Annotated in this window: 21 protein-coding genes; 11 read left to right on the top strand and 10 right to left on the bottom strand. The window is 72.9% G+C overall.

Annotated elements, in window-relative coordinates:
• Positions 1-61: 61 nt before the first annotated feature.
• The gene (locus ODJ79_RS24330; protein ID WP_263025869.1) at positions 62-502 is read right to left on the bottom strand and encodes a DUF6325 family protein; all 441 of its coding nucleotides are present in this window, start codon (positions 500-502) and stop codon (positions 62-64) included.
• Positions 499-753, bottom strand: a complete 255-nt coding sequence (locus ODJ79_RS24325; protein ID WP_263025868.1) for a hypothetical protein — start codon at positions 751-753, stop codon at positions 499-501. Before ODJ79_RS24325 ends, ODJ79_RS24330 begins: the two co-directional genes overlap by 4 nt.
• Positions 754-873: 120 nt before the next feature.
• Here ODJ79_RS24325 and ODJ79_RS24320 point away from each other — a divergent pair, with 120 nt between their 5' ends.
• The 3 genes from ODJ79_RS24320 to ODJ79_RS24310 all read left to right on the top strand — a co-directional run bounded on the left by ODJ79_RS24320 (position 874) and on the right by ODJ79_RS24310 (position 3692).
• Positions 874-1533, top strand: coding sequence for a DedA family protein (locus tag ODJ79_RS24320; protein WP_263025867.1), 660 nt, complete (start codon positions 874-876; stop codon positions 1531-1533).
• Positions 1534-1650: 117 nt separating this feature from the next.
• Positions 1651-2646 carry an alpha/beta hydrolase gene (locus tag ODJ79_RS24315; RefSeq protein WP_263025866.1) on the top strand — a complete coding sequence of 332 codons (996 nt, stop codon included), beginning with the start codon at positions 1651-1653 and terminating at the stop codon, positions 2644-2646.
• Positions 2647-2927: 281 nt separating this feature from the next.
• The gene (locus ODJ79_RS24310; RefSeq protein WP_263025865.1) at positions 2928-3692 is read left to right on the top strand and encodes a PIG-L deacetylase family protein; all 765 of its coding nucleotides are present in this window, start codon (positions 2928-2930) and stop codon (positions 3690-3692) included.
• Between the two features lie 5 nt (positions 3693-3697).
• Here ODJ79_RS24310 and ODJ79_RS24305 read toward each other — a convergent pair whose 3' ends face one another.
• Positions 3698-4651, bottom strand: coding sequence for an MBL fold metallo-hydrolase (locus ODJ79_RS24305; protein WP_263025864.1), 954 nt, complete (start codon positions 4649-4651; stop codon positions 3698-3700).
• A 92-nt stretch (positions 4652-4743) separates the two neighbouring features.
• On the opposite strand from ODJ79_RS24305, the gene ODJ79_RS24300 reads away from it, so the two are divergent.
• The 3 genes from ODJ79_RS24300 to ODJ79_RS24290 all read left to right on the top strand — a co-directional run bounded on the left by ODJ79_RS24300 (position 4744) and on the right by ODJ79_RS24290 (position 6843).
• A complete protein-coding gene (locus tag ODJ79_RS24300; protein ID WP_263025863.1) occupies positions 4744-5469 on the top strand; it encodes a hypothetical protein in 726 nt (241 codons plus the stop codon).
• Between the two features lie 83 nt (positions 5470-5552).
• Positions 5553-5996 carry a cupin domain-containing protein gene (locus ODJ79_RS24295; protein WP_263025862.1) on the top strand — a complete coding sequence of 148 codons (444 nt, stop codon included), beginning with the start codon at positions 5553-5555 and terminating at the stop codon, positions 5994-5996.
• A gap of 82 nt (positions 5997-6078) precedes the next feature.
• The gene (locus ODJ79_RS24290) at positions 6079-6843 is read left to right on the top strand and encodes a class I SAM-dependent methyltransferase (RefSeq protein WP_263025861.1); all 765 of its coding nucleotides are present in this window, start codon (positions 6079-6081) and stop codon (positions 6841-6843) included.
• A gap of 13 nt (positions 6844-6856) precedes the next feature.
• On the opposite strand, the gene ODJ79_RS47020 is transcribed toward ODJ79_RS24290, so the two are convergent.
• Positions 6857-7951 (bottom strand): LacI family DNA-binding transcriptional regulator, encoded by a 1095-nt coding sequence (locus ODJ79_RS47020; RefSeq protein ID WP_317620695.1) that lies wholly within the window; start codon positions 7949-7951, stop codon positions 6857-6859.
• 157 nt (positions 7952-8108) lie between these two features.
• On the opposite strand from ODJ79_RS47020, the gene purU reads away from it, so the two are divergent.
• On the top strand, positions 8109-9014 hold the full coding sequence (gene purU / locus ODJ79_RS24275) for a formyltetrahydrofolate deformylase (protein WP_263025860.1): 906 nt from the start codon (positions 8109-8111) through the stop codon (positions 9012-9014).
• A 318-nt stretch (positions 9015-9332) separates the two neighbouring features.
• On the top strand, positions 9333-10496 hold the full coding sequence (locus tag ODJ79_RS24270) for an LCP family protein (RefSeq protein WP_263025859.1): 1164 nt from the start codon (positions 9333-9335) through the stop codon (positions 10494-10496).
• Here the strand turns inward: ODJ79_RS24270 and ODJ79_RS24265 are convergent.
• The 4 genes from ODJ79_RS24265 to ODJ79_RS24250 form a co-directional block, all read right to left on the bottom strand.
• Positions 10468-11703 carry a DUF1501 domain-containing protein gene (locus ODJ79_RS24265; protein ID WP_263025858.1) on the bottom strand — a complete coding sequence of 412 codons (1236 nt, stop codon included), beginning with the start codon at positions 11701-11703 and terminating at the stop codon, positions 10468-10470. The two genes, ODJ79_RS24270 and ODJ79_RS24265, sit on opposite strands and share 29 nt — an antisense overlap.
• A 10-nt stretch (positions 11704-11713) precedes the next feature.
• The gene (locus tag ODJ79_RS24260; protein ID WP_263025857.1) at positions 11714-12943 is read right to left on the bottom strand and encodes a DUF1800 family protein; all 1230 of its coding nucleotides are present in this window, start codon (positions 12941-12943) and stop codon (positions 11714-11716) included.
• A gap of 73 nt (positions 12944-13016) precedes the next feature.
• Positions 13017-14105, bottom strand: coding sequence for a sensor histidine kinase (locus tag ODJ79_RS24255; RefSeq protein WP_263025856.1), 1089 nt, complete (start codon positions 14103-14105; stop codon positions 13017-13019).
• Positions 14102-14761 (bottom strand): response regulator transcription factor, encoded by a 660-nt coding sequence (locus ODJ79_RS24250; RefSeq protein ID WP_263025855.1) that lies wholly within the window; start codon positions 14759-14761, stop codon positions 14102-14104. The genes ODJ79_RS24255 and ODJ79_RS24250 overlap by 4 nt, the downstream gene beginning before the upstream one ends.
• A gap of 108 nt (positions 14762-14869) precedes the next feature.
• Here ODJ79_RS24250 and ODJ79_RS24245 point away from each other — a divergent pair, with 108 nt between their 5' ends.
• From ODJ79_RS24245 to ODJ79_RS24235, 3 genes are all read left to right on the top strand, one after another.
• Positions 14870-15766, top strand: coding sequence for a S1 family peptidase (locus ODJ79_RS24245; protein ID WP_263025854.1), 897 nt, complete (start codon positions 14870-14872; stop codon positions 15764-15766).
• 181 nt (positions 15767-15947) lie between these two features.
• Positions 15948-16295 (top strand): PadR family transcriptional regulator, encoded by a 348-nt coding sequence (locus ODJ79_RS24240; RefSeq protein ID WP_263025853.1) that lies wholly within the window; start codon positions 15948-15950, stop codon positions 16293-16295.
• Positions 16292-17272 carry a permease prefix domain 1-containing protein gene (locus ODJ79_RS24235; protein WP_263025852.1) on the top strand — a complete coding sequence of 327 codons (981 nt, stop codon included), beginning with the start codon at positions 16292-16294 and terminating at the stop codon, positions 17270-17272. Before ODJ79_RS24240 ends, ODJ79_RS24235 begins: the two co-directional genes overlap by 4 nt.
• A 31-nt stretch (positions 17273-17303) precedes the next feature.
• Here ODJ79_RS24235 and ODJ79_RS24230 read toward each other — a convergent pair whose 3' ends face one another.
• Positions 17304-19535, bottom strand: a complete 2232-nt coding sequence (locus ODJ79_RS24230; RefSeq protein WP_263025851.1) for an FtsX-like permease family protein — start codon at positions 19533-19535, stop codon at positions 17304-17306.
• On the bottom strand, positions 19535-20281 hold the full coding sequence (locus ODJ79_RS24225; RefSeq protein ID WP_263025850.1) for an ABC transporter ATP-binding protein: 747 nt from the start codon (positions 20279-20281) through the stop codon (positions 19535-19537). Before ODJ79_RS24225 ends, ODJ79_RS24230 begins: the two co-directional genes overlap by 1 nt.
• Positions 20282-20405 lie beyond the last annotated feature (124 nt).

Here is a 20405-nt window from a genome sequence, read left to right as displayed (position 1 = left end):
CGGCCTCGACCGTCTCCCCCGCTGAGCAACGCATCGCGTGCTTGGCGGGGGCTGTCCGGCATCACGGGGTGATCAGGTGTTCCAGCCGTTCGACGTCCGGCTGCGCGAGCCAGGTCTCGTCGAGCGCCTTGCCGCCGGCGCGGTGGATCGCTTCGCGTAGCGGCGTCGCCCACAGGTGCTCGAGGAGAGCTACGGCGGCGGTGGTGCCTTCCGGGATCGCGTCGGCCAATGACCAGGTCGGACCGCCGCCCGGCGCTGCGGCGCTGCCGTCCTCGTCCGGTGGAGCGCCGAGGATGGCGGCTACTCGGGTGCCCATGTCCGGCGGCGCGCCGGCCGGCGCGGGCAGCGTATGGAACGCCCCGTCCTCGGTCCTTTTCACTACCAGGACGTCGAGGAGCCGTACGGTGCCTGCCCGGCGCAGCCGTTCCAGCTCCGCCATCACCTCGCCGGTCTGGACAAGCTGATCGAATCCGACGACCAGGACCTGGACCGGGCCCGTCACCGACTGATCCGGCTGAGCAGCTCGTCGTACTCGGTCGTGGTGAGCACCCCGGACTCGTGCAGGTGGTCGAGCGCCGCCCGGACCTCCGATGCCGGTGGCCGGGCGCCGACAGCCGGTCCGGCCGGCGGTGTCTTGGGTGCGCCGGTCGGTTGGGACGCCGCCCAGGCCTGGGCCGGCGTGAAACGGCCACCGTAGTAGGGCACGTTCCCGGTCATCCCGGAGCGCAGCAACTGCTTGGGTACCAGCAGCATCCCGGCCTCCTCCACGCGACTGCACCAACTATAGGGAGACGGCCGGCCTTCCGGCAGGAAGTCGGGGTCGTGTTATCCCCACCTTCGATCGGCCTGCCTGCACCATCGTGCGGAGTCTGCTTGATCCGTACGGTCGAGAACATGCTCGACCACCTCACCCCGTTGCTCTCCTCGCCGTGGCTGTACCTGGTCGTTCTCGCGGCGGTGGCGATCGACGGCTTCGTGCCGATCGTGCCGTCCGAGACGATGGTGATCGGCCTCGGCGCTCTGTCGGCGACCGGGCGGCCGAACCTCGCCGCGCTGGCCCTGGCCGCGGCAGCCGGCGGGCTGGCCGGCGATCGGATCTCCTATCTGCTCGGCCGTCGGGCGGGCCGCCGGGCCGCGCGCGGCAGGGCGGCGGCGGCCCTGGCGAAGGCGGAGTGGGCCCTGCTCAGGTACGGCGGCGCGGCGATCCTGCTCGGCCGGTTCCTGCCCTACGGGCGCACCGCGACCACCATGACGGCCGGGTCGGTGTCGCTGCCTCGGCGCCGCTTCCGGCTGTTCTCGGCGCTGGCGAGCACGGCATGGGCCGCGTACGCGATCGGTCTGGGCCGGCTCGGCGGCGCGACGTTCGCGCACTCGCCGCTGCTCGGCGCCGCGTTCGGCATCGCGATCGGGATGAGTCTCGCCGCCCTGTTCGCCCTCGCCGAGAAGCGGCGACGCCCGATCCGGCCGAGCACGATCGATCCCGCACCGGTCCACCCGCCCGTGCGTGAACTGGTCGCCTCCGGCCACCGCTGAGCAGGCAAGCCGCGACCCGGCCGGCCGCGGACGAGGATCACCCTCGCCAAGAGCGGACGAGGATCACCCTCGCCAAGATTTGCCTCGGCCTGCGACCATCGGCCGAAGGAGGCGCCCATGGCCCGGCACCGCGTCCTTCCCGGCCTGATCGCGGTCATCACGTTGCTCGTGGCCGCCACGCCCGCGCCCGCCTCGTCCGGTGAACAGATGCAGATCCACTCCGACATCGCGTACGCCGCGCCCGTCGGCCGCGGACACCTCCTCGATCTCTATCTTCCGGGCCGGCGAACCAAGGTCGGCCGGCCGGTTCTGATCGTGATGGGCGGGAGCGGCTGGTTCGGCGACGACGGCAAGGCCTACGCGTCGAGCCTGGCCCCGTTCTTCACCGCCGCGGGCTACGCGGTCGTCGGCGTCTCCACCCGGTCCAGCTCCCAGGCTCGCTTCCCGGCCCAGCTCCACGACGTCAAGTCCGCGATCCGCTGGCTGCGCAAGCACGCTCGCGCGCTGGGCATCGACCCGCGCCGCATCGCCGTGCTCGGCGACTCGTCCGGCGGCTGGACGGCGACGATGGCGGGCGTGACCGGTCACGTTCGCTCGCTGGAGGGCACCGTCGGGGTCACCGGCTACCCCAGCGACGTGCAGGCGGTGGTCGACCTCTACGGGCCGACCGACTTCACGCGGATGAACGCACAGATGCTTGCGGGCGCGTGCGACTCGTTCGACCGGTCGTTCGGGCTCACGGCCTGCCACGACGACCCCCGCTCCCCCGAGTCGTCCCTGCTCGGCTGCCCGATCCAGGCCTGCCCCGCCAGGGTCAGGAGCGCCGATCCGATCGCGTACGTGACGAGCGCCGCCCCGCCGATCCTGATCGCGCACGGCGTGGCGGACGCCCTGGTGCCGCTGCAGCAGAGCGAGCTGCTCTTCGACGCGCTCACCTCCGCGCACGTCCCGGCGACCTTCTACGCGGTGCCGGCCGCGGGTCACGACAAGACGATCGTCTCCCCCGCCCACCCGGTGGCCATGGTGGTGAGCGACGTCCCCGGTCAGGCCACGGCCGACCGGCCCACGCTGGAGACGATCGAGCGCTTCCTGCACGGTGCCCTGCGCCTCTGACGTCGTCTTCGTTCGACGTGGAGTGTCGCCGGAGCGCTCACAACCGCGACCGCCTCGTCCGGCGCCGGCGTCTCTTCCGATCGGCCGGTGGTGATCGCGTAGATGGGCGCGGCCGCCGACACCGCGCCGGCCAACGCGCCGAACAGGACGGTGAGCAGGTGATGCATACAGTTTTGTCCCCCCGCGGACGCTCGGACGAGCCCACGCAGACTAGATCGACCCGGGGGTCGTCCGCTGTCCCGGCGATGCCGGTGGGTGCGGGAGGCGAGCAAGATGGGCGCATGACTGCCGATGCGCCGACCGTTCCCCAACCGCTGCAGCCTCTCGACGAGAACTGGCAACGCGCCCTCGCGATCGTGGCCCATCCCGACGACCTCGAGTTCGGCGCGGCCGCCGCCATCGCCCGGTGGACCGGGCAGGGCAAACAGATCGTCTACGTGCTCCTGACCAGCGGCGAGGCCGGGATCGACGGGATGGACCCGGCCGAGGCGGGCCCGCTGCGGGAGGCCGAGCAGCGGGCGTCGGCCGAGGTGGTCGGCGTCGCCACGGTCGAGTTCCTGGGGTTGCCGGACGGCGTACTCGAATACGGCGTGCCGTTGCGGCGGGAGCTGAGCAGGGTGATCCGCAAGTATCAGCCGGAGATCGTGATCACGGGCAACTTCCGGGACAGCTGGGACGACGAGGGCAATGCCCTGAACATGTCCGATCACATCGTCACCGGCAAGGCGGTGCTGGACGCCGTGCGGGACGCCGCGAACCGGTGGGTGTTCCGCGAGCAGATCGAGAGTGACGGTCTCCAGCGGTGGGGCGGCGTACGCGAGGTGTGGGCGGGCGGGTCGCCCCGATCGAGACACGCCGTGGACATCACCGACACGTTCGACCTCGGTGTGCGCTCGCTCGAGGCGCACGCGGCGTACCTGCGCGGGCTGGGCACCGGTGACTTCGACCCCGAGGAGTTCCTGGAAGGGTTCTCCCGGCAGACCGGCGCCCGGCTCGGCACCAAGTACGCGGCGAGCTTCGAGACCTTCCGGCTCGGCCTGATCTGATCCGATCAGACCGAGGTGTGCATCGGGCCGCCGAGCCAGGCGGTCGCGTCCGTGAACGCCATCATCAGATCGACGTCGCTGCCGGCGTGATCGGCGTACGCGCGATGCAGGTTGAGCACGATCCGCTCGGCGTCCGCCCAGCCCGCGAACTCGGCGAGGTCCGCCTCGGCCGCCGCCGCCAGCGGGGTCAGGTTGCGCGCGATCCCGTCCTCGGCGATCGCGAGCACGAGCCGGTAGTAGCGGCGGTGCTCGTCGAACACCCGCTCGATGTCCGGGCCGGTCAGCACCGGACCGTGCCCGGGCACCACCGTCGCCGGGCCGAGGCCGGCCAGCCAGTCGACGGCCGCCAGCGCGCCGCGCACCGAACCCATGAACACCAGCGGGGTGAGCCCGGCGAAGACCAGGTCGCCCGAGTAGAGCAGCCGCTGCCCCGGCAGCCACGCGATCAGGTCGCCGGTGGTGTGCGCGGGGCCGCCGGGGTGCAGCAGCTCGACCCGGCGGTCGCCGACGTGGACGGTCAGCCCGGCCGCGGTCGTCACGTCCGGCAGGCGGCGGCGGACCGGTCCCCAGTCGGGCACCGGCTGCCAGAACGGCGGGCAGCCGTCGATGACCGGATCGGTCCGCAGGCCCTCGCGCATCCGCTCATGACCGATCAGCACCGTGCTCGCCGGGAGCAGGCTGTTGCCGTACGTGTGATCGCCGTGCTGGTGGGTGTTGACGGCGAGCCGGATCGGCGCGCCGCCGGTCGCGACGCGCACCGCGTCCAGAAAGCGCTCGGAGCGGGCCGCCGTCGCGCAGGTGTCGATCACCAGGAGTCCGTCGTCGCCGGCCACCACCCCGGCGTTGTTGATCCACCAGGTGCCGTCCGGCTGCACCCACGCGTACGCGCCGGGCGCCACCTCGTGCAACCGGGCGGCGTCGGGGGCGGCCGCGGGATCCCGGCCGGTTGAGTTGATCACCCGCCGAGACTACCGGTGACTCCGGTTCGGGCCAGTCGTTGCGGCGTTCGCGGCGTGCCGACGACATACGGCGAGGTGTCACAGTAGACAGTGTGATCCTGGACGACACTCTCGCGCTGCAGCGCGCCGGGCAGTGGGAGTCGGCGCTGGCGGCGACCACCTCCCCGCGACGCCGGGCCGAGATCCTCACCGACCGGCACGCGTGGCGGTTCGACCCGCCCGGCGAGGCGGTGGCCGCGATCGACGCGATCCGGCCGACGGATCCCGCGCTCGCGGCCCTGCTGTTCAGCCAGATCGTGTATTGGCATCGCCTGCTCGAGCTCGGCCCGCCGGGGGCGTACGGCGCCCACGACCCGGTCGACGGTTTCGCCGAGGCGGCAGCGGACCCGGCGCTCGCCGGCTGGGCCGCCTTCTGGCAGGGCATCGCGCTGGAGAACCTGCGCGACGAGCCGGTGGCCGCCGCGGGCCATTACGAGCGGGCCCGGCGCGCCTCCCTGGCCGACGGCGACCGCCTGCTGGAGTCGTACGCGGTCCGGCACCAGGGCGCGATCCTGCTCGACGGTGACTGGTCGACCGGCCTCCGGCTGCTGCGCCGCTCGATGCACCTGCGCGCGGCGTGCGGCGCCCGCCCGCACGTCACCGCGGCCCAGCGAAGCCTGGCCCAGGTGCTCGCCGAGGGACCGCCGGGCGGCGACCACCGGTCGGCCGAGGCCCGCGCGGCCGACCTGGACGAGGCCCGCCAGCTGAACGAGATCGCCGACGCCACCGCGGTCGAGCTCGACCTGACCTGGCTCCTGCCCCAACGTTCGGACGGCTGAACCTCCCGCGGGCTGTCCCGCATCGCTGGACGTCGGGGCGGTAACCACCATGAACCCGCGCGATTGTGGCATGTTGCTCAATTATGGAGCGAACACGAGCGAATCGGATGATCCTGGCCTGCGTGGCGGCGGTGCTCGGCCTGTCGCTGGTGGGCAGCGCGGCCGAGGCGACGCCGCCGGGGCCGGGCGTGACCGGGACGATCCTCTGGCAGAAGACGGTGGGCGGCCGCGACCTGGTCTTCCGGGAGATTCACCTGCCGGCGGGCCAGGCCACCGGCTGGCACTTCCACGACGGCAATCTGTACGCGGTGGTGCGCAAGGGCACGCTCAGCCACTTCGACTCGACCTGCAACCCGGACGCCGTGTACCGGACCGGATCGTTCATCTTCGAGCGGGCCGGGGCCGGACACGTGCACATCGGTCGCAATCTCGGCCGGACCGAGGTGGTCCTCGACGTGCTGTACGTGCTGCCGCACGGCGCCCCACTGGCCGAGGACGCGCCCAACCCGGGCTGCCCCTTCCAGTGACCTCGTCGCCACCCTTGTGACGCGAGGCATCGGCGCATATCGTCCTGATGTATCGGATCGATATATCGACACGGGGGAAACGATGACGCTGGTCGATTACGACACGGAGCAGTACCGGGACTACGCGCGCGGCCGTGCGCTCAGCGCGGAGCAACTGCGGGTCTGGGTCGACGCCTTCGTGGCGGTGCTGCCCGGGCGCCGTCCGCTGACCGGGCTGGACGTCGGCTCGGGGACCGGGCGGTTCACGCCCGCGCTGGCGGAGGCCCTCGGGCCGGTCACCGGGGTGGAGCCGTCGGCGCGCATGCGGGAGGTCGCCGCGACGCAGGGCCACCGCCCCGGCGTGCGGTACCTGGCCGGCGCCGCCGAGAACCTGCCGGTGCCGGACGCGAGCGCCGACTATGCGCTCTTGTTCCTGTCCTGGCACCACGTCGGGGACAAGGCGCGGGCGGTCCGGGAGCTGAGCCGGGTGGTCCGGCCCGGCGGGCGGCTGCTGTTGCGCGCCAACTTCCGCGACCATCATCCGCGGCCGTGGTGGCTCGGCTACTTCCCCCACGGGTACGAGGTGGACGCCTCGCTGTTCCAGCCGCTGCACGAGGTGATCGCGATGTTCACCGCGGCCGGGTGGCGGGTGGCGAGCTTCGACATGGTCACCGAACCGTCGCCGGGTACCCGCGAGGACATGCTCGAACGGCTGCGGCTGCGTACCTTCTCGTTCTTCGCCCGGCTCAGCCCGGACGAGCAGGACGAGGGCCTGCGCCGGATCGAGCAGGCCGTCGCCGCGGAACCGGGCGCGCCCTCGCCACCGTTCGCGGAGCCGCTGCTCACCTTCGAGCGCTCACCCCGATAGGCAGGCGCGCCGGTCAGGCCGATTCGCGGGCGACGATCTCGCCGTGGGTGGGCGCGAGGCCGTCCAGGTCCTGGCCGAGCGCCTGCCGGGCGGCCAGCCGCCCGTGCGCCTCGGCGTCGATGTGCACAGTGGTCAGCGACGGCGTGGCGAGCGCGCCGTACTCGGTGTCGTCGAAGCCCATCACCGCCAGCTCCCCGGGCACCGGGACGCCCAGGTCGTGCAGGGCCGTCAGCACCCTCAGCGCGGTGTCGTCGTCGTAGCCGGCGATCGCGGTCACCTCCGGATGCGCGGCCCGGAACGCGGCGATCGCGGCCGCCGCGGCCGAGCGCGGCCGGGGCACCTCCACCGTGCGCAGCGGCTCGATGCCCCGGGCCGCGGCGGCCCGGTTCGCGACACGCAGCCGAGCCTCGCCCGGCGCCGGGTCGGCCGAGGCGGCCCGGTTCGCGACACGCAGCCGAGCCTCGCCCGGCGCCGGGTCGACCGAGGCGGCCCGGTTCGCGACGCGCAGCCGCGCCTCGCCCGGCGCCGGGTCGACCGAGGCGGCCCCGGCCGCGGCGGCCCGGTTCGCGACACGCAGCCGCGCCTCGCCCGACGGCGGGTCGGCCGGGGTGGCCAGGGCGATCCGGGCATGGCCGCGGTCGGCCAGGTAACCGATCTGCATCGCGGCATGTGCGGCCAGGCCGTCGCCGGCGTCGCGCTCGTGGCCGGTCCGGTAGATCTCGCCGAAGGTGAGCACCGCGCGGGGGCGGATCGCGGCGATCACCTGCTGGGCGGACGCGCCGGTGGGCGGGCCGTGCCGGACCAGCAACACGTGGTCGTGGACCGCGAGCTCCTCGTCGAGGCCGTGGATGTAGCTGCGCGAGTAGTTGCCCGCCGGCCCGCTCCCGATGTGCAGCACCACGATCCGGGACGCGCCCTCGCGCAGCGCCTTGGCGATGCCGTGCGGCACGTAGCCGAGGTCGCGGGCGGTGCGCAGCACCCGTTCCCGGGTGGCCCGCGAGATGGTCTGGTTGGGCGTGTCGTTGAGCACGAAGCTGACCGTGGCCCGGGATACCCCGCTGGCGGCGGCCACGTCCTTGAGTGTCGCCCGGCGGGTCTCCTGAGACATAGCCGAACGTTAGCGACCCTTGCCAACTCCCCGTACCACCGCGGTAGACAACGGATATATCCTTTTATTGTGGACACACCCGGCGGGCTCGAAGGCCGCGCCGGGGATGCGTACCCTCAGCCACTGAATCACCGACCGAACCCGAAGGAGGGCCGACGTGACGATCACCGGGGTGGCACCCCACCGCGCGCCGTCGCCCGCACCACTGGCCGACCACGCCTCGCTGATCGTGCACGGCCGCGACCGCACCGGCATCGTGGCCGCGGTCGGCGCGGTGCTGGCCAAGCACCGGGCCAACATCGTGTCGCTCGACCAGTACAGCGACAACCCGCACGGCGGAGCGTTCTTCCAGCGTACGGTCTTCGGCCGGGACAACCTCAGGGTCGCGCTCCCGGAGATCGAGGCGGATCTGCGGGCCGAGCTGGACAACGGTTTCGAGCTCGACTTCACGCTGCGCGACCTGTCCATCCCGAAGCGGGTGGCGATCTTCGCGTCGAAGGCCGAGCACTGCCTGCTCGACCTGCTCTGGCGGCACCGCCGGGGCGAGCTGCCGATCACCGTCTCCATGGTGATCTCGAATCACCCGGACACCGCGGGCGAGGTGCGCTCGTTCGGCATCCCGTTCTTCCACGTGCCGTCGACCGGCCCGGACAAGTCGGCGGCCGAGGCCGAGCACCTGCGGCTGCTGCACGGCAACGTCGACTTCGTGGTGCTCGCCCGCTACATGCAGATCCTCTCCGGCGATTTCATCGGCCGGCTGGGCGTGCCGATCATCAACATCCACCACTCGTTCCTGCCCGCCTTCATCGGGGCCGGGCCGTACGCGAAGGCCAAGGAGCGCGGCGTGAAGCTGATCGGCGCGACCGCGCACTACGTGACCGAGAACCTCGACGAGGGACCGATCATCGAGCAGGACGTGGTCCGGGTCAGCCATCGGGACACCGTGGCCGATCTGCAGCGCCGGGGCGCGGACGTGGAGCGGGACGTGCTGTCGCGGGCCGTGCGGTGGCACAGCGAGGACCGGGTGATCCGGCACGAGAACCACACGATCGTCTTCGCCTGAGGCACGGGACAGCGATGAGTGTGACGGGGACCACAACGAGAACCTCGGCGAAACGGGAGTCCGTGACCCTTCGTCATATTTGGCCGGATTGATGGCGGGCCCTGGATCGTCATCGGTCAAATTGGGTCGAGCCGATGGCATCCCGAACCGGCACCGGGGGATCACGAGCGGTCACCGCCGAGGGTGTAGCGTCCCTACGGCCGATTGACTTGGTCAACGCGAAGATATATCTGTTTCTGTGCGATGTCATGCCCGGCGCGGGCAGCCCCGCTTCATGCGGGGCGGGTGAACAACGCTCGTGTCAGGAGGAGACGGCGCATGCCGGGACAGACCGCCCGTTCGAACGGTAAGGTCCCCGCCCTCGCAGGCAAGAAGCGCAAGGCGCCTCTCTGGGCGAAAGCGGTCACCGCCCTCGGCGCGTTCCTGGCCGTCCTGAGCGTCACCGGCATCGTCGGCGTGAAGTACTTCCTCGGTCAGCTCACCGACAACATCCAGACCACCAAGAGCGTGCTGGACGACGAGAGCGGCGGCAGCAAGGAGACCGGCAAGCTGCCGGACGGCGCGATCAACCTGCTGCTGCTCGGGTTGGACACCCGCGACAACTGGGACAAGCAGGGTCAGATCTCCCGTTCGGACACGATGATCATCCTGCACATCTCGAAGGCGCACGACCGGGCGTACATGCTCTCCATCCCGCGGGACACCCGGGTCCAGATCCCGGCCGACAGCACGCTGGGCACCTCCGCGACCACTGACAAGATCAATGGGGCGTACGCGCTGGGCTCGCAGAACAACCGCGGCTGGGCCGGCGGCGCGAAGCTGGCGACCAAGACGGTGCGCTCGGTGACCGGGATCAACTTCGACGGCGTCGTGGTCATCGACTTCAACGGCTTCAAGGGCATCCTCGAGGCCATGGGCGGCGTCTACATGTGCGTCGACAAGGACGTCTGGTCGAGCCACTACGTCATCGTCAAGGGCAAGGTGCAGTACGCGGTCGGCGCCGACCCGACCTCGCCGCCGCGCAACGCGCTCTGGTTCCACAAGGGTTGCCGCACCATGGCGCCGTGGGAGGCGCTGGAGTTCTCCCGGATCCGGCACTCGGCCAACGGCGACTACGACCGGCAGCGCCACCAGCAGCAGCTGCTGCGGGCGATGGCGAAGAAGGCGAGCAGCTCCGGCGTCCTGACCAACCCGGCCAAGGTGGCGAACATCCTCAAGGCGGCCGGCAGCGCGCTCAAGATGGACACCCACGGCGTCGGCGTGCAGGACTTCATCTTCGGCCTGAAGAGCGTCGCCGCCGCCGACCTGATCCCGATCAAGACCAACGACGGCACGTTCGCGTCGATCGACGGCGGCGCCGCCGAGTCCTTCAACCCGGACACCATGAACCTGTTCAAGGCCACGGCCGAGGACAACCTCAGCGACTTCCTGGTGCGGCACCCGCAGATGCTGATCAGCGACGGGTCAGGGGGCGGCCTGTGAGCCGTCCGGTCCAGCCGTTGAGGATCCGGGCCGGGTCGGCGCCGAGCACGTCGGCGAGCAGCGTCGCGTAGACGTCCCGGAAGTCGGTCGTGTACTTGAGGTCGCCCTGGTCCAGGTCGGTGAGGCTGGGCGGCTCGCCGTACATGCCGCCGGTGACCCCCGGGCCGAGCAGGAACATCGACGAGGCGGTGCCGTGGTCGGTGCCGTCCGAGGCGTTCGCGGCGACCCGGCGGCCGAACTCCGAGTAGACCGCGACCACCACGTTGCGGCCGGCCGCGGTGCGCGACATCCGGTCGGCGAAGGCCGCGAGGGGCTTGTCCAGCTTGGTGAGCTGGGACTCCTGCGCCGTCTTCTCGTCGGCGTGCAGGTCGAAGCCGCCGAGCGAGACCGAGTAGACCCGGGTGGCGGCGCCCGCCTCGACGCACTTGGCGACCAGCGCGAGCTGCTGCTCCAGGGGCTGGGCGGCGCCGCCGGTGGCGGTCGCGGCGGGCTCGTCGTCCGGGCCGGTACCGGCGGCGGCCACGTCGTGCATCAGGTCCTGGATGCGGGTCAGGTCGGCGAAGCAGGTGGCGGCGCGCTGCCGGGCGGCCGGCTCGGCGGGGTCGGCCCGGCCGAGCGCGGTCAGCTGGGCGGTGGTGACCGTGGCCGGGAGCCGCACCTCGCCGCCGGGCACGGTCGCGCCCGCGCTGTGCGCGCCGGCCAGCAGCGGCGGCAGCACCGGCTCGAAGGACACCGCGAGCCGGGGGTCGCCGCCGGCCGTGTCGAGCCAGCGGCCCAGCCAGCCGGTGGTCTCCGGACGATCGGGGCGGCCGGTCTGCCAGATGTCCATCGAGCGGAAGTGGCTGCGGTCCGGTTTCGGGTAGCCGACGCCGCGCACCACCGCGAGCCGGCCGTCCTGGTAGGCCCGGTGCAGGCCGGCCATGGCCGGGTTCAACCCGAACTCGTCGTCCAGGCGCAACACCTGCGCCGCGTCGTAGGCCAGGCCGGGACGTGCTTTCGCGTACGCGGGATCCGCGTACGGGATGAGGGTGTTGAGCCCGTCGTTGCCGCCGTAGAGCGTCACCAGCACCAGGGTGCGCGCCGACGGGTCGCGCTCCCCGGCGGTCGCCAGGAGGTCGGCGAGGGTGACGGCGCCCCCGGCGGCGAGCAGGCCCCCGGCGGCGACGCCGCTGGCGACGAGGAACCGGCGTCGGGTGACGGTGTCCATTCCTGCCTCCTCAGCAGACCGTGTACTCGGGGGTGGCCAGGCCGATCGCGAGCAGCCGCTCGGGGTTCTTCGCGGCCGGCCGCAGCACCGCGGCGGTCCGGCCGGCCCAGGCGTCCACGGCGAGCAGCCGGGCGAGCGCGTCGAGCCGGTCGGCCTCCGCCGCCTCGGCGAGCCTCTGGGTCGTCGCCGTGGCGAGGGCGGCGAGGGCCTGGCCGGTGCGCAGCCGGGCCTGGCAGGCGGCGGTGGTGAGCCAGGCCTCCCCCGCCGGCCAGCCGCCCACGCTCGGCGGGCGGAACGGCACCTGGCCGAGTGCGCGCAGCCCGGCCTGCAGTGGCTTGCGGGCCGCGGCCGGGTCGACGCCGAGCTGGCGGACCGCGCCGACCAGCCACTCGACCGGCTGCTTGACGAGCTGCCCGGCGGTTCGCGGGAAGGCCGGGTCCAGGGCGAGCGCGCGCAGGATGGCGGGCACGTCGTTGCCGGCCGCGGTGAGCGTGGCCGGCGCCGGGCCGGTTCCGCCGTAGCGCAGCCAGACCCGCCCGGCCAGGAACGGCACGTGCTGCGGGTGCCGGACGAGCAGGTCGGCGTAGCCGTCGACGTCGAGCGGTCCGGTCCGGCCGAGCAGCGTGACCGGGCCGGTGGCGTGCCGGGCCGGGGCGAGGCGGCTGGTGCCGGCCTGCCGGTCGACCGTCCAGCCGGTGAGCACCCGGGCGGCCGCCTTCACGTCGTCCTCGGTGTAGTGGCCGACGCCGAGCGTGAACAGCTCCATCGACTCGCGGGCCAGGTTCTCGTTCGGCGCCCGGCGGGTGTTCTTCTGCCCGTCCAGCCAGACGATCAGCGCCGGGTCGCGCAGCATCGCCCGGACCAGCGGGCCGGTCGGGCCCGACCCGTACGTGCGCAAGGTTTTCTGCTGGGTGAGCATGAGGCCGGCCGAGCGCACCTTCTGCACGCTGGTGGCCCAGTGACCGTGCCAGAAGAAGGTCAGCTTCTCGGCAGCGGTCCCGCCGCGCCCGGCCATCTGCCCGATCCACCAGGCGGTGGCGTCGGCGACCTGAGCCTGTGCCGCCTGCCGGTCGCTGCGGTCGACCGGCGGCAGCGACGGGTACGCGACCGGGCCGGGCGGCGCGAGGACCCGGTCGACGGTCGCCGGCAGCCCGTCGCGCACCGCGGCGTCCACCTCGGCCGCGGTCGGCCCGAACGTCAGCCGCCGCAGTACGTGCGCCACCACGGATCGGTCCGTCATGGCGGCCACCCTAGGGCCGCCGGGTAAGCGTTCGGTAAGGGCGGTGTCAGGCCGGGGTACGCATCGACCACGATCAGGGCGTGCGGGCCGGTGCCGTCTCCTGGGCCGGGAGGGACACCTGGACCCGCAGGCCGTCGTGGCCGGTGGAGTGGGCGGCGATGGTGCCGCCGTGGGCGCGGGTGATCGAGCGGGCGATGGACAGCCCGAGGCCGGCGCCGCCGCTGTGGTCGATGCGGGTGCCGGAGAGGCGGTGGAACGGCTCGAACAGGCCGGTCACCTCCTCGGGCGGGACGTCGTCGCCGGTGTTCGTGACGATCAGCGCCGGGTGGCCGGCGACCCGGACGTCGATCGTGCCGCCCGGGCGGTTGTACTTGATCGCGTTCTGCACGAGGTTGGTGACCAGGCGTTCCAGCAGCACCTGCTCGCCCTGGACGGTGCGCGGCTCGAGCGTGCTGGTGATGGTGACCCCGGACTCGGCGGCGCGGGCCTGGTGTGCGGCGAGCACGGTCCGGGTGACCTCGTCCAGGCGTACCGGGGAGCGGGCGACCAGGCCGCGGTCGCTCTCGCTGAGCACCAGCAGGCCCTCGATCAGGCGCTCGTTGCGCTGGTTGGTCTCCAGCAGCTGGGTGGCGAGCAGCGCGATCTGGCCGGCGGTCAGATCCTGGGCCATGCTGATCTCGATCAGTGCCCGCTGTACGGCGAGCGGGGTGCGCAGCTCGTGCGAGGCGTCGGCGGCGAACCGGCGCTGCGCGTCGTAGCCGACGGCGATCCGGTCCATCATGTCGTCGATGGCGCGGCCCAGGGTGGCCAGCTCGTCGCGGCCGGTGCCGGGGCGCAGGCGGTGGCCGAGGTTCTGCGGGCCGACGTCGGCGATCAGCGGGACGATGTCGCGCAGCGGGGCGAGGCACCAGCGGATCGCGGCCGCGCCGATCGCCAGCAGCACCAGCAGGACGAGCAGCCGGGTGGTGAGCGGGACGATGCTGGGGTGCCGGAACAGCTGGTTGCACAGGTAGCCGGCGTTGCCCGGGGAGCCGCACGAGACCGGCACGAAGTCGACCCAGAGGGCGACCAGCCGGTCGGCGAGGCTCCCGGCGAACTGGGCGGCGAGCAGGAGCAGGGCGCAGACCAGCAGCATCCGCCGGGCCGGGGAGCGGTGGGTCACGAGCCGAGCCGGTAGCCGACGCGGGGCACGGTGTGGATCACCGGCGGGTCGCCGAGCTTGCGGCGCAGCGTCATGATCGTGACCCGGACCGAGTTGGTGAACGGGTCGGCGTTCTCGTCCCAGGCCTGTTCGAGCAGGTCCTCGGCGCTGACCACCTGGCCGCCGGCCCGCAGCAGCACCTGCAGCACGGCGAACTCCTTGGGCGAGAGGGTGAGGACGAGGCCGTCGCGGGACGCGGTGTGCCGGGTGGTGTCGAGCGTGACGCCGTCGCGTTCCAGCACCGGGGGCAGGGCCGGGGCCGAGCGCCGGGAGAGGGCCTGGAGGCGGGCCACCAGCTCGGCGAACGCGAACGGCTTGGTCAGGTAGTCGTCGGCGCCGAGCCCGAGCCCCTCGACCCGGTCCCGGATCCCGGCCGCGGCGGTCAGCAGCAGCACCCGGGTGGTGGCGCCGGAGCTCACGATGCGGCGGCACACCTCGTCGCCGGTGCGGCCCGGCATGTCCCGGTCGAGGACGGCCACGTCGTAGCGGTTCACGTCGAGCCGCTCCACGGCGCTGTCCCCGTCGTAGACCACGTCGACCGCCATCGCCAGCCGGCGCAGGCCGTCGGCCACCGTGTCGGCGAGCATCCGCTCGTCGTCGGCCAGCAGCACCCGCACGCGGTTCCCCTTCTTCGGTGTACGCCACAGGCTGGCACGGGCCGGATAAAGGTTCCGTAAGCGGCTCGCTGACGGTCGCTCGACGGCCCGCCCGGCAGCCTGATCGCCGTGCTACGTACGGTGCGAAACTATCTCGCCCTCGGCGCGGTGGTGGTGGCAATGGTCGTGGGGACCCCTCGACCGGCGGACGCCATCGCGCACGGGGACCGTCCGCCGGCCGGGAAGTACCAGTTCTCCGCCAAGCTGACGATGATCGGCATCCCGACCGGGGACGGCGGCAGCCGGGACAGCTGGTGCTCCGGGTCGCTGGTCGCGCCGCGCTGGGTGATCACGGCCGGGCACTGCTTCCGGGACGCCGGCGGCAAGCACGTCAGCCGGACGGTCGCCCGGCGGACGACGGCCACGGTGGGCGCCCGGACCGTCCCGGTGATCGCGGCGTACCAGGCGCCGGACCACGACGTGGCGCTGGCCGAGCTCAGCGCGCCGATCAGCGGGGTCCGCCCGATCCGGGTCGGTACCGAGCCGCCGCGGGTCGGCGACCGGCTGCGGCTGACCGGGTTCGGCGCGCTGACCGGGGACGAGGACGCGGCGTCGCCGGGGCTGCGGACCGGGGTGTTCGAGGTCGACGGGGTGCGGGACACGACGCTGGACATGTCGGGGGCCCGGCCGGCGGACGACACCAGCGCCTGCCCGCACGACTCCGGGGGGCCGTACTTCCGCGAGGGCAGGGACGGGACGGCGACCCTGCTGGCGGTGGTCAGCACCGGGCCGTTGTGCCCGCACGCGGGCGCCGACTTCGCGGCCCGGACCGATCAGCTCGCGGGCTGGATCTCGGGGACGATGACCGATCCGCCGTCGACGGTCTCGTGGTGGCTCGTCGGATCCCTCGGCGCCGGTGCGCTCGCGCTGGTCGCGGTCGTGGTCGTCGCGCTGCGTAGGAACCGGCGGCGTGGACCGCGAGGGGGCGCTCACGTATCACCCGCGGGTCATCGCGTCCGGATCTGACCACCGATCTCCGCCCGGCGGTCGCGTCACGGGCTGGCGTTGCAGCCAGCTCGCGAGGCGCATCGGGGGCGGCCGCCGCTGCGGTTGCCGGGCCGTCGTCGCGTACCGAATGATCTGCCTTTGAATCGCACATCGCTGTATCAGCTTGCCATAGTGTGTGTGGCACAGTATCGTCTCTCGCATGACAATGGATGCGACGCTCGCGGGGCATCTGCAGGAGCTGCGGCGCGGCACGGTGGTCGTCGCGAGCCTGATGGTGCTGCGGGAGCCGGGCTACGGCTATTCGCTGCTCGAGACGCTGAGCGGGGCCGGCTTCGAGGTGGAGGCCAACACGCTCTATCCGCTGCTGCGCCGGCTCGAGGCGCAGGGGCTGCTGACCAGCGAGTGGAACACGGACGAGGCGCGCCCGCGGAAGTTCTACCGCACCACCGAGCAGGGCGACGCGCTCGCCGACACGCTGACCACCGAGTGGTCCCGGCTCGGCAAGGCGATCACCGATCTGGACACGACCACGGGGAGCAAGAAATGACCAGTCTCGTCGACCGTTACGTCTACACCGCTCTGCGCCGCGTCCCGGAGCAGCAGCGCGCCGACATCGACCGTGAGCTGCGAGCGTCCATAGCGGACGCGGTGGACGCCCGGGTGGACGCCGGGGCGGAGCGCGACGCCGCCGTCGAGGCGACGCTGACCGAGCTCGGCGATCCGGATCGGCTGGCCGACAGCTACGCGGGGCGCTCGGGCTACCTGATCGGGCCGGCCCTCTTTCCACCGTGGCGGCGGCTGACCGTGACGCTGCTGTCCACCGTGCTGCCGCTCGTGGTGGCCGTCCTGGTCGTCCTCGAGGTGCTCGACGGCTCGACGTTCGGCGAGGTGATCGGCACGGCGGTGACCACCACGCTCACCGTCGGCGTGCAGATGCTGTTCTGGACGACGCTGATCTTCGCGATCATCGAGCGCACCGGCACCGCGAAGGACAAACTGCGGGTCGCCTGGTCGGTCAAGGATCTGCCGAAGTACGAGCCGAGCGGGATGCCGGTCGCGCAGCTGGCGATGAGCCTGGTCTGGCCGGTGCTGCTGATCGCGGCGCTGGTCTGGCAGCAGTTCACCCTCGGCGTCCCGGTGCTCGACCCGGCGAACTGGTCGTTCTGGTGGCCGTACTTCATCGTGGTGCTCCTGCTGCAGTGCGCCTACCAGGTGTGGGTGTGGCGGCTGGGCACGTGGAACCGCACGGTCACCCTGGTCAACGCCGTGCTGCAGCTGGCCGGGGCGGTCCCGCTGGTCTGGCTGCTGGCCACCGACCGGTTCTTCAACCCGGAGTTCCACCGGTTCGCGACGGTCGGCCCGGACTCGGACGTGAAGCACTGGCTCTCACTTCTGATCATCCTGATCGTGGTGGTCGGCACGGCGTGGGACATCTGCCAGGTGGCCTGGCGCGGCGAGCGGGCACGCCGCGGGCTGCCGGTCAAGGTCCCCGGCAGCGGCGGCGGCTACAGCTACGGCGGCTAGTGTGCCCTCCCTCCGTCGGCGGTCCGGGCTCTCATTCGGTGCGCAGTGCCACCGCTGTGCGGGTCCGGGCCGCCCAGCCCGCCGGGAGCAGGGCGCCGGCGGCCGCGAGGACCAGGCCGGCCAGCGCCAGGACGGCGAGCAGGCCCGGCGCGAACACGTCGACGGTGGTCCGGGGAAGCCGGATGCCGGCGCCGTGCGCCATGGCGGGCAGCGCCCATCGATGCAGCAGGAGTCCCGCCGGGACACCGGCGAGGCCGCCGATCAGGCCGGGGATGCCGACCGAGGCGACGACCATCGCGGCGGTCTGCTTCGGCGTCATCCCGACCGACTTGTGTACGCCGATGTCGTGCACCCGGTCGCGCGAGTCGAGCACGACCGCGTTGAGCACACCGAGCCCGGCCACGGACACCAGCAGCGCCGTGAGGAGGGCGGTGAGCGAGTCGAGCACGATCAGCGTCCCGTCCAGGCCCTCGGTCCGGGTGGCCTCGGCGACTACGTGCTTGCTCAGCAGCGCCTCGAGGTAGGCGGTGCGGTCGGTGCCGGGCCGGAGCTTGACGTACCACTCGAGGATCGGCTTCTGGCCGGGGATGCTCGCGACGTCGGTGTACAGGTGGTTGTTGGCGCTGCCGTCGAACACCTCGCCGACAAGGGTGAGCGGCCCGTGGCCGGCGCCGGTGACCGTGTCGCCGAGGTGCTTGCCGGTGGCGGTGAGGAAGCCGGTGCTGACGACGGCCTCGCCCGGTGCGGTGTACCAGCGGCCGTCGAGCATCTCGTAACCGGCCCAGCGGGCGTCGCCGCTGGTGACGGTGCCGCGAGCGGGCTCCCGCAGCCCGTCGACGGCGATGTCCGCGGGTCCCCGGCCGTAGAACTGCCCGGTTCCCGGCGCGGCGGCGAGGACGGCCCGCGGGTCGGTGCCGCCCGGATCCGGCGCGACGAGCACGTCGGCGGAGGTGTCCGGCTTCTGGTCGGCGGCCTGGACCTGACGCAGCGAGATGGCCAGGCCGATCGCGAAGGTCACCGCCGCCGTGCCGATCCCGATCGTCAGCAGCATGGCCAGCAGCCGGGCCGGCCTGGTGAACGGCTGGGCGAGCCCGAGGCTGACCGGCCTCGGCAGCCTCGTGCGGGCGGCGAGCCGGGCGGCGACGCGGCCACGGCCGTGGTGCGGGGTGCGGCCGACGGCGAGCGCGTCGACCGTGCGCAACCGGGCGGCCCGCCACGCGGCGGGTGCCGCGGTCGCGGCGATGACCAGCACGGCGGCGATGATCGCGGCGGCGTCCACCCACGGGGTGACCGACATCGGGACGGTGCCGAACAGGTCGGCGACGTCGGCGGTCAGCGGCACCGCGAGCAGGTCACCGGCGATGATCCCGAGGACCGCGCCGATCAGGCCGGGGATCAGGGCCTGGGCCAGGCACGCGCGCACCACCTGCGCCGGGGTCAGCCCGAGCGCCTTCATGACGCCGATGCGGCGGGTGGCCGAGGCGACCGTGCCCGCGGTGACGTTGCCGATGACCAGCGCGGCCAGGGCCAGGCCGATCAGCCCGAACGCGCTCAGCAGCGGAACGTACAGCCGGGTGCGGTGCCCGGCGTCGTCGCGCACCTGCAGCCAGGATTGGGCCTGCACGCCCGGTCCCAGCGCGGTGCGGTGCGCGGTCATCGCGGCCTCGGTGCCCGCGTCGGCGTACCGGTAGAGCATCTGCCAGCCGGTCTGCCCGAGCGCGGCGACCTCGTCGGGTGTCACCCAGCCCTGCGCGGTCTGGCTGAGCGACCGGGCTTCGCCGACGACCGTCAGCGTGGACCCGTTCGCCAGCCGCAGCGTGGTGCCGGTGGGGATCATCAGGTTGGTGCGGGCCACCACGATCTCGCCCGTGGTGCGCGCCCAGCGTCCGGCCAGCAGGGTGACCTTGTCGATCGGGTCGCTGCCCGGGTTCGCCCGCCCGACGACCTTCAGCGGCGGGATGGGCGGGTTGTGCGGATCCTGCTTGACGGTGGCGGTGGCCACCGGGAACGGGCCGATCGCCTGCCCGGCCTGCGAGGCGGTGGCCGCGGCCTGCTCCCTGGTCGTCCTCGCCGAGTCGAAGAGCGCGGTCAGGTGCGCGCCGTTCTGCCGGGCGAACGCGGTGGCGAACGGCGCCGACGACGCGGCCAGCAGCAGGCCGGCGAGGACGGTCGCGGTCACGGCCATCGTCGTCGCCGCGATGATCACGATCGTGGAGACCCGGCGTCGCTGCGCCCCACGTACCACGGTCCGGATGGCGCTCATCAGGCCGTGCCCTCCTCAGGCATGCCCTTCTGGCCCTCGCCTGCGGCCTGGCCGCGCAACTCACGGAGGTGCCGCTCGGTGCAGTCGGTCATGCCCGTCACCCGCCCGTCGACGAGGCGGACGGTGCGGGTGGCGACCGCGGTGGCCAGGGCCTCGTCGTGAGTGACCAGGACGATCGTCTGGCCGTCCGCGTGCAGGTCGACCAGCAGTTTGCGCACCTCCGCGCCCGACGCGGTGTCGAGCGCGCCGGTCGGCTCGTCCGCGAGCAGCAACGGCGGCCGGTTCATCAGCGCCCGCGCCACGGCGACCCGCTGGCGTTCTCCGCCGGAGAGACGGCCGGGATAGGCGTCGGCGTGCCGGTCGATGCCGAGGGTCTCGAGCAGCTCGCGGGCGCGTTCGCGCGACCGGGCGGCGGGCCGCCCGGCGATCTGCGCGGGCAGCAGCACGTTGTCGGCGACGGTCAGGTCGTCGAGCAGGTTGAAGAACTGGAAGACCAGGCCGATGGTGGCCCGCCGGTAGCGGGCGGCGGCGGCCTCGCTCAGCCGGTCCACCCGGGTGCCGGCGACCGTCACGGTGCCGCCGGTGGGACGGTCGAGGCCGGCGATCAGGTTGAGCAGGGTCGACTTGCCGCTGCCGGAGGGGCCGAGCAGCGCCAGGCACTCGCCCTCGGCCACGTACAGGCTCAGGTGGTCGAGGGCGGCCTGGTCGCCCTCGTAGCGGCGGCTCACATCTGCGACATCAATCATGGTGGGTGACGCTAGGGAGAACCGGCCGCACCGGTCGTCGGCCGGGAGAGCGGCTTCGCGGGCCGGGGTCATCCTTGCGGCGTAGTCGCCCGATGGATGCGTGCGGTTCGCCCGCCCGGACACA

Source organism: Actinoplanes sp. KI2 (assembly GCF_025630775.1).
GTDB lineage: Bacteria > Actinomycetota > Actinomycetes > Mycobacteriales > Micromonosporaceae > Actinoplanes.
The sequence above is the reverse complement of the archived record's forward strand: the minus strand, read 5'-3'. Positions and strand labels throughout refer to the sequence as shown.